The following is a 14034-nucleotide window of genomic DNA, read 5'->3' on the forward strand; positions in this document are numbered from 1 at the left end:
ACTTCAAAATTATATCCGCACTATGATGCCTGTGTTACGGAAATGTTACGGTTATATTAAGACTTTACGTTTATGCTTACTTATTATTTACTAAGATGAAAGCTATAGGTCAATGTGAATGTTGTACCCGGGCGATACTGCTGCAGGATATAGTCTTCACCTGAATTAATAGCACCTCTTTTGTAAACAGGATTATCGAATTTGTTGTTACCGTTCTGGTCATAATAGAAGCGGTATTGTGCGTTCAGTATATCCTTTACATTCAGCCGCAGGTTACTGCGTTTGCTGAGGTTCATGTTAGCCTGGAAGTCGAGCAGGTTACGCGGACTTTCATAAATGTTACCCAGTCTGCCGGAACCGTCAGCACCACCTCCTTCACCTACCAGGAACAGACGCTGACCGATCCTGTTATACAGTACATTGAAGCTCACTTTATCGTTTGGCAGTGTATAGGAAAGGCTGGTATTGATCACGTAGTTAGACTGACCAGACAGCGGTCTGCTCTTGGCACTTGCAGTAGTATTATCATCTACTACGGATTTGATGTAAGCAACGTTTGCATAAAAGGTAGTATTCTTCAGCACAGCGCTTTCACCAAGGAAGCTCAGTTTCTTACGCAGTTCAATTTCAGCACCAACGTTATATGCACTTGGATAGTTATAAGGAGTGATATCATACTGGCTCAGACCAGAAGAAGTTACCCTGCTTTCAATCGGGTTCTTAAAGTGTTTGTAGAATACAGATCCGGAGAAAACTTCACCTGCGTTCGGGAAGAGCTCATAACGGATATCCGCATTGTTGATCTGGCTGCGTAACAGACGTACATTACCATTGATCAGGGAAGACATTTCGTAGTCATAATAAGACAGTGGAGCCAGCTCACGTAATTCCGGTCTTGCGACTGTTTTGTAATAAGAACCACGCAGATTGGACTTTTCACTCAGAGAGTAAGTCAGGTTAGCGGAAGGTAATACATCGATCCAGTTATGATCAACATTCACAGTCGGGTTATTGATCGGCGCTTTCATTTTCAAACCGAAAGACTCTACTCTTACACCCCATACCAGGCGGAATTTGTCAGACAGTCTGTTATCTAACTGTGCATAACCGGCACCCGTAGTAGTAGTTGCTCTGTATTCATCCACAGAAGAAGTGATATCGTCCAGTGTGTAGAAACCATTATCGACTGCATCATTACCAAACAGCGTAGAGATAGGGCGCTGAGCGATCTCCATGTTACCATCTTTCAACGGATCCAGTTTGAGCCCAAGGTAACGGGCATAGAAATCTCTGCTACGGTACTGGAACAGGCCACCTACTTTCAGAGAACTTTTGTTATTCAGGAAACGGAACGGATGTGAATAATTTGCGCTGGCGATGTAGATGTTCTCATTCAGATCGGAGAACAGGCGGTTGTTCGCTTTACCTACTGTACCGACATCCGCAGTCATGATCGCCGCTTCATCACCTAATGTTTTACCGTAGGAAACTTTACGCTGATCAGGCTGATTGTTGGTCACTTTATTGTAAGACAGCAACCAGTTTATTTTACTCTGGCCCTGACCTACCTGGTGTTCACCTTCCAATGCTGTCTTGAACAGGGATTTCTGCACCAGGTCAAATGCATAGTAGTTAATGAACTTGTTGTTGCTCAGGTTATCACCTTCGCGGAAGAGGAAGTTATCATCAAAGATCCTGTTGTACAGGTTTTTCCATACAAACTTGCTTTTACCTGCAGCGTAACCGAAGTTCAGCACGCCACCCAGGTTAGAAGAATATTTGTATACATTATCAATGTAATCAAAGTTGTCGTAGCGGCGTTTTACATCACGTTGTACAGTTTCCTGGTGTGTATAGGTCATTGCAGCTATCATACCCAGGCTACCATCTTTTTTAGTATTCCAGTGGTCACCGTAAGAAGCCTGTAAGTTCATGGCAGGCAGGCCATTTTTCTCTTTAATGCTGAAATCGTTGTTCAGTGACTTGATGGCAGTTTGTTGCTGCGTCATGGTCAGCTGATTATTCACGATCGCACCAGTGGTCGGGAAAGAAGAAGGCAGTTGGCGACCACCGTCGAATCCGAGGAAGTCGGTACTGCTCTTGTAGCCAGATTTGAATGATTTGAAAGTAGAAGCAGTGTTATAACCAGTACCTACAGATATGTCGAAGAATTTCTGATCAGGGATTTCCTTTGTCTGTACATTGATCACACCACCGGCGAAGTCACCAGGCAGTTCAGGCGTGGCAGATTTAGTAATAACGATATTATCGATCATGTTAGATGGGATAATATCGAAGGAGAACGCTTTACGGTTAGGCTCTGTGCTAGGAAGAACGGCATTGTCAACCAGTGCAGTATTGTAACGATCGCTCAGGCCACGTACAATAACGAATTTATTATCCTGGATCGTGGTGCCGCTCACACGTTTCAGGACTTCACCGGTGCTGCGGTCAGGAGATTTCCGGATCACATCGCCAGAGATACCATCGGATACGGAGGCATTGTTTTTCTGGGCGGTATATAATGCGTTGATCGTTTCCTGTTTGTAGGAACCTCTGATAACAACTTCCTGCAGGTCTTTGGACTTAGGTTCGTCCATGATCACCGGGAGCTGCGTGGGGGCACCTGCTTTTACGACAACGTCGCTGACAGCTTTTGTTTGGTAGCCCATATATTTAAACTCCAGGGTGTAAGTACCGGGAGCAACATTAATAGTATAACGACCTTCGACGTCAGTAACGGCGCCATTGGATGTACCCTGTACAATAACGGTAACGCCTATGAGGGCCTCACCGGTTTTCTGGTCAGTGACCTTACCGGTTACTTTACCATTCTCGATGGCAAAAGCAGACAAAAAGGTACTCAAAAGAAGGCAAACACATAACAGTGCAGACGCAAGAGAATGTTTCACGATATAAGCTGATTCAGTTACTTGATTGAATTACTGACGCAAAACTATCTCCGGCGTGTTACCGCAGTGTTACAGCAAGGTTACCAGAATGTTAATTGTTAAGGAATGATTAAAAAATAGTTAACACGGCATCGGAGTGCAGGTTTCATCGGATAGATAGTAATACAATAAGGTATAAAGGATATGGATATACGGTCATGTCAACGCAGATCAGCAGGCAATTTGCTGGGAACCCGGAAAGTTATTGTTCAGCAATCTGTCTATTGTAATATCCAGCTGCGCATTGTATTCAGCATTGAGCTTCATCCCGTCAGACAGGGCCGCGATCAGCTGAAAGAGGTGCATACTTTTATTTGTGAAGGGTTTATTGTCCTTATTACAAAGTTCCAGGGTAAAGTTGAATTTGTCTTCCAGTTCTTCTTCGAACTCACGGAGGCTCAATGTTTCATCAATAGGGAACTCGATCAGTATCTGTTCCAGGAACCCCGCTTCCTGCAGGGTGTCAAATGCATTGGCAGGGGAGTTACGCATATAAACAGCGATATTACAGGAGAGCAGTCGCTGGAACTGCATCTGTAACAGGGACACCGTCATTTGAGGATGTAACTTCAATACTTTCATCTTACTTATATGTTAGCATTACCCGTCTAACCCAGGAATATTTGTACGTTGATAATTGTATATAACACTGCAAACTTAATAGGTCTGTATTAAGTGAATATTAAGCAGTTGTTATTATATCATAAATTAATGTTAAATAACAACAACTTATATATGTGTTATTGTTGTGGAAAGCTGATCACCTTGGAGATGTCTTCCCATGGCATAACGGAGGGATCTTCTTCCTCTTCTGGTAATGTAACGCGGGTTTTAGATACCGGATACTGATAAAGGCTCCATTGGCCATTGGTATATTCAAGAGAGGTAAGGCTTTCAACCCAGTCACCGGAGTTCAGATAGGTCACGGACTTACCATTATGTTCCATTTCCTTGATGATAGGCTGGTGGATATGTCCACAGCATACGACATCAAATTCTTTGTCAATGGCGATCTCGGCAACCACCTGTTCAAAGTCTGAGATGAACTTAACTGCCTGTTTCACACCATGTTTCACCTTTTTTGAAAAGCTCATCTTTTCCTTACCAAATCTTTCCAACAGGTTATTAACCAGTCTGTTAATAATAATTAGCAGGTCATACCCCTTTCCACCCAGTTTGGCCAGCCACTTAGAATTTTTCATAGTCACGTCATATACGTCTCCGTGGAAGAACCAGTGTCTTTTACCGTCGACCTCGAGGATCAGTTTATTATCTATGGTTAGGTTACCCAGTCCGAAACCTGCAAATTTGCGAAGCGCTTCATCATGATTACCAGTCAGATAATATACTTCAGTGCCCTTTCCGGTCATTTTCAGTATCCTGCGGATCACTTTGGTATGTGCTTTAGGGAAGTAACGTTTGCTGAATTGCCAGATATCTATGATATCACCATTCAGTACCAATATCTTAGGATCGATACTATCCAGATATTGGACCAATTCCCTGGCATGACAGCCATAGATTCCGAGGTGGACGTCAGATATAACGACGATATCGAGAGGGCGCTTTTCAGACATTTTTTAGCGTATTGAACCGGAGGAGCCGGACAGTTGTTAGGTTTGTGATAAATAGTTTCGTGCACCAAAATACGGCTCCAATACAAGCCCAGCTTGCCTTCGGAGAGTATTTTTTCACAATACAAAGAAAAAATTGCTATATTACTTTTATATTAATCCAGTGTTAAGGAATCATTAAGGATAATTTTTTCTTGGCGGTATTGCCCGCGGAAAGCTATTTTTGCGCCAAATTTTCAAACAAAGAGTATGGGAGGCTTCAATTCCTTTGTAAAGTTATTTATTCCGAAAGACAGGGTATTTTATTCACTGTTCGAAGACGTGGCTGCCAATCTGGTAGAAATGGGTAAAACGCTCGTAGAGCTGGTATCCAGTTCCGATATGGCTGTACGTAAAGATAAAACCCATCTGATTGAGCGACTGGAGCACAAAAACGACGATTTCACACATCGCATTTTTGTCGAGCTGGGACAGAACTTCATTACTCCTTTTGATCGTGAAGATATTCACCACCTGGCCGCTACCCTGGACGACGTGGCTGACTATATCCATGGTTCTGCGAAAAGGCTGGACTTGTATAAAGTACATGAGATCAATGACAGTGTGCGTAAATTGGCTGACCTGATCTATCAGGGTACCCTGGAACTGCATAAAGCAATCCCTGAACTGCGTTCTATGTCTAATATGCGTAATATCACAGATGCCTGTGTAAGGATCAACAGTCTGGAGAACCACGCAGATGACATTTATGACATGGCTATTGCGGACCTTTTTGAAAAAGAGTCTAATAATGCAGGTGAATTGCTGAAAATGCGTGAATTGTACCAGGCATTGGAAATTGCAACTGACAAATGTGAAGATTGCGCCAATGTGATAGAATCAATTATCATAAAATATGCATAATCAAGAGATTATGCATTAGGCCAGCCTCTTTAATACAAATTTCTTTCTAATGATCTTACTTGTCACGATCATCATTCTGGCGTTTATATTTGATTATATCAACGGCTTTCATGATGCGGCTAACTCTATAGCGACTATAGTATCAACAAAAGTACTTACGCCCTTTCAGGCTGTACTGTGGGCAGCAGTATTTAACTTCGCTGCCTTCTTTATCTCGAAATATGTGTATGGTGAGTTCAAGGTAGGTAACACTATCGCGAAATCAGTATTTGAGCAGTTTATCACCCTGAAAGTGATCCTTTGCGGGCTGATTGCTGCGATCACCTGGAACCTGCTCACCTGGTGGTATGGTATTCCTTCGAGCTCTTCGCATACCCTGATCGGGGGATTTATCGGAGCAGCTGTGGCAGCCGCTCATGGTTCTTTCGCAGTGATCAACTATGCGAAGGTGATGCCGATCATCTACTTCATTGCACTGGCGCCATTCATTGGTATGGCCGTCGCCTTTATCATCACTATCATTATTATGAACGTTTGCCGCAGGGCAAATCCGTACCGGGCGGAAAACTGGTTCAAACGCCTGCAGCTGGTATCATCCGGCGCGCTGAGCCTTGCACACGGTGGTAACGATGCCCAGAAGGTAATGGGTATCATTGCGGCAGCCCTGGTAGCGCATGGAACAATTGACAACATTGCTGAAGTACCGAACTGGGTTCCTCTTTCCTGTTTTATCGCAATTGGTCTGGGTACCATGAGCGGTGGCTGGAAAATCGTTAAAACAATGGGTTCCCGTATCACCAAGGTAACACCACTCGAAGGTGTGGCTGCAGAAACTGCCGGTGCGGTAACGCTTTATCTTACTGAGTCACTGGGTATTCCGGTGAGTACCACACACACTATTACCGGTTCAATTATCGGGGTAGGGGCTACCAAACGTCTCTCCGCCGTACGCTGGGGGGTTACCGTAAGCCTGCTGTGGGCGTGGATACTCACGATTCCGATCAGTGCATTACTTGCTGCTGTAGTCTATTTCATAGCAGACCTGTTCTTCTGATCAGCACATTACTGACAATATTATACGCCCTCCGGTATCCTCATCCTTTGATGAAACGACCGGAGGGCTTTCTCTTTACAATACTTCCGTTTTTTAGTTTTTCCTTTTTTATATCCCGGAGCCCCCTATTTTTGTAAGGCTTTTTGAAAGACCCGATCTATTATTCATTATTATAATAAATGCTATGAAAGGTATTATACTGGCCGGAGGTTCCGGAACACGTCTGCACCCCATTACCTATGCCATTAGTAAGCAAATCATGCCGGTATATGATAAACCAATGATTTATTACCCCCTTTCAACGCTTATGCTGGCAGGCATCAGGGAGATCCTGATCATTTCCACGCCTCACGATCTGCCCGCTTTCCAACGCTTATTCGGAGATGGCTCACAACTGGGACTTCAACTGGAATATGCGGAACAGCCACAACCTAATGGCCTGGCACAGGCATTTGTGATCGGCAGGGAATTTATTGGGAATGACAGTGTTGCACTGGTATTGGGTGATAATATCTTTTACGGATCAGGTCTGGGTACACAACTGGCTAACAATGCACATCCTGACGGAGGCATCGTATACGCCTATCAGGTATCCGATCCGGAACGTTACGGCGTAGTTGAATTTGATGATAAAATGCAGGCAGTATCAATAGAAGAGAAGCCGGCTAAGCCCAAAAGCAGCTATGCAGTACCGGGACTTTATTTTTATGACAATGATGTAATCAATATAGCCGCGGATCTTCAGCCAAGTCCACGTGGTGAATATGAGATCACGGACGTTAACAGGGAATACCTGAAACGTGGTAAACTGAAGGTTTCTATCCTGCCAAGAGGTACAGCCTGGCTGGATACTGGTACCTTTGACTCTCTGATGCAGGCTTCCCAGTTTGTACAGGTAATTGAGCAACGTCAGGGCATCAAGATTGCGTGTATCGAGGAAATTGCCTACAGACAGGGATTTATCTCCCGCGAGCAGTTACAGGTACTGGCCAGGCCGTTGCTGAAAAGCGGCTACGGACAATACCTGGAAAAAATTATTGAACATAAACGCTGACAATTGCCGGCAGGCACTACGAATTACGGATTTGGAACCGTACATTCGTAACGCCGCATGCTGCAACATGTACGAGCATATATACTATATCGCTAACATCTGATTGTACTTAATCCTAAAAGAAAATTTAAAAAATAAAGACATATGAAGGTTCTAGTTACCGGTGGTTGTGGATATATAGGTTCTCACACTATCGTAGATCTGATTAACAATGGCTTTGATGTAGTTTCGGTAGACAGTAATATACGCAGCAGTACTCAGCTGCTGGAAGGCGTAGAAAAGATCACCGGCAGAAAGATCCGTAATTATAAGGTAGATCTTTGCAACCTGGAAGATACCCACGCCGTGTTCCACGAAAACAGGGATATCGTAGGCGTTATCCACTTCGCAGCACTTAAAACAGTGCCTGAATCAGTAGCTGATCCGTTATTTTATTTCCACAATAACATCGAATCACTCGTAAACATCCTGAAATGTGTAAAAGAGTTTAATATCCCTAACCTGGTATTCTCCTCTTCCTGCTCCGTATATGGTAATGCCACGGAATTACCCGTAGTAGAATCCACCCCACTGCTGGAAGCCCAGTCTCCATACGCCCGTACCAAACAAATGGGCGAACAGATCATCCGGGATTACAGCAGGGTAAATAGCACACAATCCATACTCCTTCGCTATTTCAATCCGGTAGGAGCCCATTCATCTGCCCTGATCGGAGAATTACCGCTTGGCCGTCCTGATAACCTGGTTCCGTTTATTACGCAGACCGCTATCGGGAAACTACCTAAGCTGACAGTATTCGGTCATGACTATGACACACGTGATGGTTCCTGCATCCGTGACTACATCCACGTAATGGATATCGCCAATGCCCATACAAAGGCCCTGCAGTACCTGCTGGACAAGAAAAACAAGGAAAACTGCGAAGTTTTCAACCTGGGTACCGGTAACGGTGTTACAGTGCTGGAAGCTATCAAGGCCTTTGAAAAAATATCAGGTGTAAAACTGAACTACGAACTGGGCCCCCGCCGTCCAGGTGACGTTATAGCCATCTATGCCAATAATACCAAAGCAAAAGAGCTTTTAGGCTGGGAAGCCAACACCGGCATAGAGGATATGATGCGCACCGCATGGCAATGGGAAGTTGCCTTAAGGGACCGGGTGCTTAGCAATTAAAAAGTTTATTTCTTACATTTATGACTCAATTCTTAATAAAAGGCTATGGTAAAAGATATTAAACCGTTAAATGAGAAAGAGACACGCGCAGGCTTTGGAGAAGGTATATTGGAAGCTGGGCGTAAAAATCCTAATGTAGTAGCACTGACCGCCGACCTCCTGGGTTCGATGAAACTGAATGCCTTTATTAAGGAGTTTCCAGACCGCTTTGTACAGGTAGGAATCGCAGAAGCTAATATGATAGGTATTGCTGCCGGTATGACTATCGGTGGTAAAATCCCATATACAACTACATTCGCAAACTTTTCTACCGGCCGTGTATACGACCAGATCCGTCAGTCGGTTGCCTATTCCGGCAAAAACGTTAAGATCTGTGCTTCACATGCCGGTCTGACCCTCGGTGAAGATGGTGCCACCCACCAGATCCTCGAAGATATCGGTATGATGAAAATGCTGCCAGGTATGACGGTGATCGTTCCATGCGATTTCAACCAGACCAAAGCTGCTACTATCGCTATTGCTGACTATGAAGGTCCGGTATATCTCCGCTTCGGTCGTCCAAAATGGCCAAACTTCACACCGGAAGACCAGGCATTCGAAGTAGGTAAGGCACAGGTCCTGCACGAAGGAACTGACATCACCCTGTTCGCCTGCGGCCATATGGTATGGTTATCTGTTGAAGCAGGTAAGATACTGGAAGAGAAAGGCTACAGCGTAGAGATCATCAACATACATACTATCAAGCCACTGGATGAAGAAGCAGTACTGCGTTCTATCCAGAAAACAGGTTGTGCTGTAACATCTGAAGAACACAACGTTCTGGGCGGTCTGGGTGACAGCATCGCGCAGGTAGCTGCACGCCAGCATCCAATTCCTATTGAATATGTAGGTACTAATGACACATTCGGTGAAAGTGGTAAACCACTGGACCTGTTAAAGAAATACGGTCTGGACGCGGAACATATCGTTGCTGCTGCTGAAAGAGCAATTGCAAGAAAGAAGAAATAATCTGCTTCAGATTAAACTTTATGTAAAAAAAGCCATCTTAAAAGGTGGTTTTTTTTATTTAAACCATTTAACCTAAGAATGAGCATACATCAGGATGATAAGACATTATTGGCTATATACCGGGACCCTGCCACAAGGGAAAAGGGCTTTACATATATCATCCAGAAATACCAGGAACGCCTGTATTGGCACATCAGGAGACTGGTATTAGATCATGATGACGCCAATGATGTACTGCAAAACGTATTTGTAAAAGTCTGGAAAAATCTGGAAGGATTCAGGGAAGACGCGCAACTCTACACGTGGCTGTACAAAATAGCTACCAATGAGTGCCTCACCTTCCTCGAAAAGCAGAAGAAAAACCATTCTGTGTCCCTGTCAGACGTAGAAACGGGACTCAGTAACACTTTAAAAGCTGATGCCCAGTTCGACCCCAATAAACTGGAATGGAAATTACAGAAGGCTATCCTCGGATTACCAGAAAAACAAAGGATCGTATTCAATCTGAGATATTATGATGAAATGCCCTACGAAGAAATGAGCCGTGTGCTTGACACCTCAGAAGGCGCCCTGAAAGCATCCTACCATCACGCCGTAAAAAAGATAGAAGAGTTCATAAGAAATAGCTGAAAATGCGACATCTTCGTACTTTTAAGAGGTGAATCATAATTTTTTAGAGACGAAAACACAACTTTTTTAAACTATTACTATCTTCTGCTGTCTAAAAGCTGTATGATATCCAGAGACAACGATATTGCGAACGAACTGCGGGAAATCATCCCAGCTGCTGAATGGACCGGACTCCAACCCTCCCCGGGAGAGGTGCCCACCGGTTACTTTGACCAGCTGCCGGAACTGATCCTGCAGAAAGTACGTGCTGCCGAAGTAAAAGAGGAGCTCGAAATGCTCTCTCCACTACTCGCAGGCACGCCAAAGTCCGTTCCATTATCCGTTCCGTCCGGCTATTTCAACCAACTGTCACAAAACGTATTGCAGCATATTTCGGTCGCTGAACTGCAGCAGGATAGGCTTACGGAGGAACTGCCTTCCATATTGGCAGATTTGCCAAAAGCATTTCCCATGAGCGCACCGGCTGGCTACTTTGATCAACTGCCTGCACAGCTCCTGCAAAAAATACAGGCAGCTGAAGCCGCGGAAGAGCTGTCCACACTATCTCCGCTACTGGCGGAAATACCTAAAACTGTTCCATTATCAGTACCTGCCGGCTATTTTGACGGATTGAGTGATGATATAATGACTGCTATTGCAGCGTCAGCTATTGATAAACCTGCAACTGTTACATCTGACCAACCCTTCATGCCGGTAGCACCGGTAATCCGGAAGATGCATACCCGTCGTTATATCAAATGGGCAGTCGCAGCTAGTTTGATAGCCCTGGCGAGTATCAGCACACTCTTTTTTGTACGGGAAAATAACTACTCAACCAATACAGTAGAAAATACCCTGGCCAATGTCAGTGACCAGGAAATAATGGAATACCTGCAATCCCACACAGACGCTTTTGATAAAGAAGAAATGACCTCCTACACATCCATGGCAGAAGAAAGTAACGGGATCCCGGAAGTAGAGGAATTACCTGCAGAAGCCATTCAACACTATTTAGATAACACCGGTTTGTTACAATAAAGCCTAACAGACAACTGAAATGAAACATTTTTACACACTGTTTATATTTATTGTCCTCACATTGTTTTGCCACCCGTTCGCAGGCCATGCGCAACAGGGCGGTAGTGACGATCAGGTGAAGGACAAGATCCGCGCGGCAGAAATTGCTTACCTGTCGCAGAAACTGGATCTTACCCCGGAGGAAGCACAGAAGTTCTGGCCACTTTATAATAAATACACAAAGGAAGTTGAAACGCTGATCGCTGAACGACACCAGCGTACGCCACCGGGTCCTAAACCATCTGAACAGCCGGCTGCTGATCAGAAAGAACTCAAATACGACCGCCGTCTGCTGGATATTAAAACACATTACAATCAGGAATTCCAGAAAGTACTGCCAGCTGCCAAAGCCGGTAACGTATTTAGTGCTGAAAGGGACTTCCGGAGATTACTGATACAGCATATGAAGGAGCGGCAATTACGGAACATCAATGGTCCGGGAGCCAGGAGAGGCAGAAATTGATTACGACTGCTCCTGATACTTAAACAATAAGATCCTCCCGAAAATACAAATAACAAGGGCGCTTCAACTACTGAAGCGCCCTTGTTATTGAAAGAAAGTGTATTAACTATTGTGTCAGTTTACCAAAAGGCACTTTTGTGTCATGATAATACAGGAATGTCCATCCATCTCTGATCCCCCGCTCTTTAAACTGCTCTCTTAATTCCATTCCACGCTTGCCGTCATAGTCATACTTGGCAGCAAAACGGCGCTTCATATAAGAGATCTGCGGGGCTTCATCTCCACCGAAGAAAATCTTGTCATCTCCAGTATCAATCAGGAATGTCTGATGATAAGGACAGTGCCCACCTGTTACCTCATAAGTGATATATCCATCAATGGAACCATCTCCCTCAGTAAAAACCACATTATCACGTTCACGGAGTATACGGATATCATCTGCATGATAAGACTTGCCATCATTATCGAACGCATATTGCATCTCCTGGGCATTCACATAGTAAGTAGCCTGTGGAAAACTCAGGTTACGCTGTCCGGTAACAGGATCTGCTGTAGAAATACCTCCGCTGTGATCTTTATGAAGATGACTCATCAGTACTTTGGTGATGTCCATCGGGTTTACGCCGTGGTTGATCAGGTGCTGATGGATCTGCAATACGCCATCCGGATTACGGTAGCCCAATCCGGAATCAAGCAGGATATAATCCTGATCAGTGATCACCAGGAAAGGCTGGATCTCTACCAGCAATGATCCGCCGGACCGTTGCTGCATAGTATCCTTTTCAGGATTGTACGGTATAAACTTCTTCGTCGCGTCTACTGTAAAAGCTCCTTCTGATAGTGGTATGATACGTGCCATTCGTCAAAGATAGGTAACTATCGCAAAACCATCTGCCTGTCTGCATCCAAACGAAGCATAATGAAGATCAGCATTGTAAACGTCATCAGGGAAGATCCCCCATAACTTACCAATGGCAACGGAATACCAATAACTGGTGCCAGACCAATGGTCATAGAGATATTAATGGCCATATGGAAGAATATTATACTCGCAACCCCGTATGCATATACACGGCTGAATGTCGATCGTTGTCGTTCTGCGACAAATATGATCCGTAAGAGGAGGGCGACATATAGCCCTATAAATATCAGCGACCCTATAAAGCCGAAATCCTCGCCTATGGTACAGAAGATGAAGTCGGTACTCTGCTCAGGTACGAAATCGTAACGTGTCTGCGTGCCTTTCAGATAGCCTTTTCCTATCAGACCGCCGGAACCGATCGCAATCATACTCTGACGTGTATTGTACGTCGCCTTCGGATCATTCTCTTTACCCAGCATCACCTCAATACGACGCACCTGATAGTCCTTCAATACCTTGGTGAAAGCAAAAGGCACGATAAACATTACGAACACGGAACAGAACGCCCATATCGCGAGTATAAGCGCCAGTCTGGAACGGTTACGTTTAATCTCCCGCCGGCTGAAATAGACAACCAGCGCCGTGATGACCGAGAATATGATAAAGAGGATATTTTTATCTACGAGTAAGGCTGACAAGACCAGCACAATCGCCGAAAATGCGATCACCAGTAATACACCAGGTAATCCTTCCCTGTACATGACGAGGAAGAAAGAGAAGTATACCAGTGCCAGACCGGTTTCCGACTGCAATATGATAATCGCGCAGGGGATGAGCGCCAGTGAAACGGCGATGAGCCTCGAACGGAGTTTTGTAAAGTCAGTCTCAATAGAAGACAGGTACTTGGCGATAGCCAGGTTCGTACAGAGCTTTGTCAGCTCTGCCGGCTGGAACTGGAAACCGCCGATCACCAGCCAGGAATGTGATCCCTTTACATCTTTACCAATCCCGAGTACCAGTAATAACAACAGGATACCACCTGCATAAAGCAGGTTAGCTGTAGCAGTAAAGAATTTACTGTCAGTCAGCCAGATAATGGTGGCCAGTACTGCTGACACCCCCAGCCACATCAGCTGACGTGAGTAGTTTTTATTCAGATGAATGATGTCGTTCCAGATGTTATCTCCTTCCCTGTACTCAGCTGCGAAGATCGATAACAGTCCCACGATTACGATACCGAGGTAAAGACCCATAGTAGGCCAGTCAATACCTTCTGTCAATTTTATTTGCTGCCGACGGTTCATAA

Annotated in this window: 13 protein-coding genes; 8 read left to right on the forward strand and 5 right to left on the reverse strand. The window is 44.7% G+C overall.

All coding sequences use genetic code 11. The features are described from left to right. Positions 1-83: 83 nt before the first annotated feature. From GWR21_RS16705 to GWR21_RS16715, 3 genes are all read right to left on the reverse strand, one after another. Positions 84-2867 (reverse strand): TonB-dependent receptor, encoded by a 2784-nt coding sequence (locus tag GWR21_RS16705; RefSeq protein ID WP_162332852.1) that lies wholly within the window; start codon positions 2865-2867, stop codon positions 84-86. A 255-nt stretch (positions 2868-3122) separates the two neighbouring features. Further along, the gene (locus tag GWR21_RS16710) at positions 3123-3533 is read right to left on the reverse strand and encodes a hypothetical protein (RefSeq protein ID WP_162332853.1); all 411 of its coding nucleotides are present in this window, start codon (positions 3531-3533) and stop codon (positions 3123-3125) included. 158 nt (positions 3534-3691) lie between these two features. Further along, positions 3692-4528, reverse strand: a complete 837-nt coding sequence (locus GWR21_RS16715; protein WP_162332854.1) for a UDP-2,3-diacylglucosamine diphosphatase — start codon at positions 4526-4528, stop codon at positions 3692-3694. Positions 4529-4774: 246 nt separating this feature from the next. On the opposite strand from GWR21_RS16715, the gene GWR21_RS16720 reads away from it, so the two are divergent. From GWR21_RS16720 to GWR21_RS16755, 8 genes are all read left to right on the forward strand, one after another. Further along, positions 4775-5428 carry a DUF47 domain-containing protein gene (locus tag GWR21_RS16720; RefSeq protein ID WP_162332855.1) on the forward strand — a complete coding sequence of 218 codons (654 nt, stop codon included), beginning with the start codon at positions 4775-4777 and terminating at the stop codon, positions 5426-5428. Between the two features lie 49 nt (positions 5429-5477). Then, entirely contained in the window at positions 5478-6482 is a 1005-nt protein-coding gene (locus GWR21_RS16725) for an inorganic phosphate transporter (protein ID WP_162332856.1), read from the forward strand. A gap of 184 nt (positions 6483-6666) precedes the next feature. Continuing rightward, positions 6667-7536: a glucose-1-phosphate thymidylyltransferase RfbA gene (rfbA, locus tag GWR21_RS16730; RefSeq protein ID WP_162332857.1), complete on the forward strand. Its 870-nt coding sequence runs from the start codon at positions 6667-6669 to the stop codon at positions 7534-7536. A 144-nt stretch (positions 7537-7680) separates the two neighbouring features. Then, entirely contained in the window at positions 7681-8709 is a 1029-nt protein-coding gene (galE, locus tag GWR21_RS16735) for a UDP-glucose 4-epimerase GalE (RefSeq protein WP_162332858.1), read from the forward strand. 45 nt (positions 8710-8754) lie between these two features. Then, complete coding sequence (locus GWR21_RS16740; protein ID WP_162332859.1) at positions 8755-9717, forward strand: transketolase family protein; 963 nt, start codon at positions 8755-8757, stop codon at positions 9715-9717. Positions 9718-9795: 78 nt separating this feature from the next. Further along, positions 9796-10347, forward strand: a complete 552-nt coding sequence (locus GWR21_RS16745; protein ID WP_162332860.1) for an RNA polymerase sigma factor — start codon at positions 9796-9798, stop codon at positions 10345-10347. A gap of 102 nt (positions 10348-10449) precedes the next feature. After that, positions 10450-11364: a hypothetical protein gene (locus tag GWR21_RS16750; protein ID WP_162332861.1), complete on the forward strand. Its 915-nt coding sequence runs from the start codon at positions 10450-10452 to the stop codon at positions 11362-11364. A gap of 19 nt (positions 11365-11383) precedes the next feature. Beyond that, positions 11384-11866 (forward strand): hypothetical protein, encoded by a 483-nt coding sequence (locus GWR21_RS16755; RefSeq protein ID WP_162332862.1) that lies wholly within the window; start codon positions 11384-11386, stop codon positions 11864-11866. A 106-nt stretch (positions 11867-11972) separates the two neighbouring features. On the opposite strand, the gene GWR21_RS16760 is transcribed toward GWR21_RS16755, so the two are convergent. Then, positions 11973-12725 (reverse strand): MBL fold metallo-hydrolase, encoded by a 753-nt coding sequence (locus GWR21_RS16760; RefSeq protein WP_238429840.1) that lies wholly within the window; start codon positions 12723-12725, stop codon positions 11973-11975. Positions 12726-12742: 17 nt separating this feature from the next. Continuing rightward, positions 12743-14032, reverse strand: coding sequence for a rod shape-determining protein RodA (gene rodA / locus GWR21_RS16765; protein WP_162332863.1), 1290 nt, complete (start codon positions 14030-14032; stop codon positions 12743-12745). Between the last annotated feature and the right edge of the window lie 2 nt (positions 14033-14034).

The sequence above is a fragment of the Chitinophaga agri genome, assembly GCF_010093065.1.
Classification (GTDB): domain Bacteria; phylum Bacteroidota; class Bacteroidia; order Chitinophagales; family Chitinophagaceae; genus Chitinophaga; species Chitinophaga agri.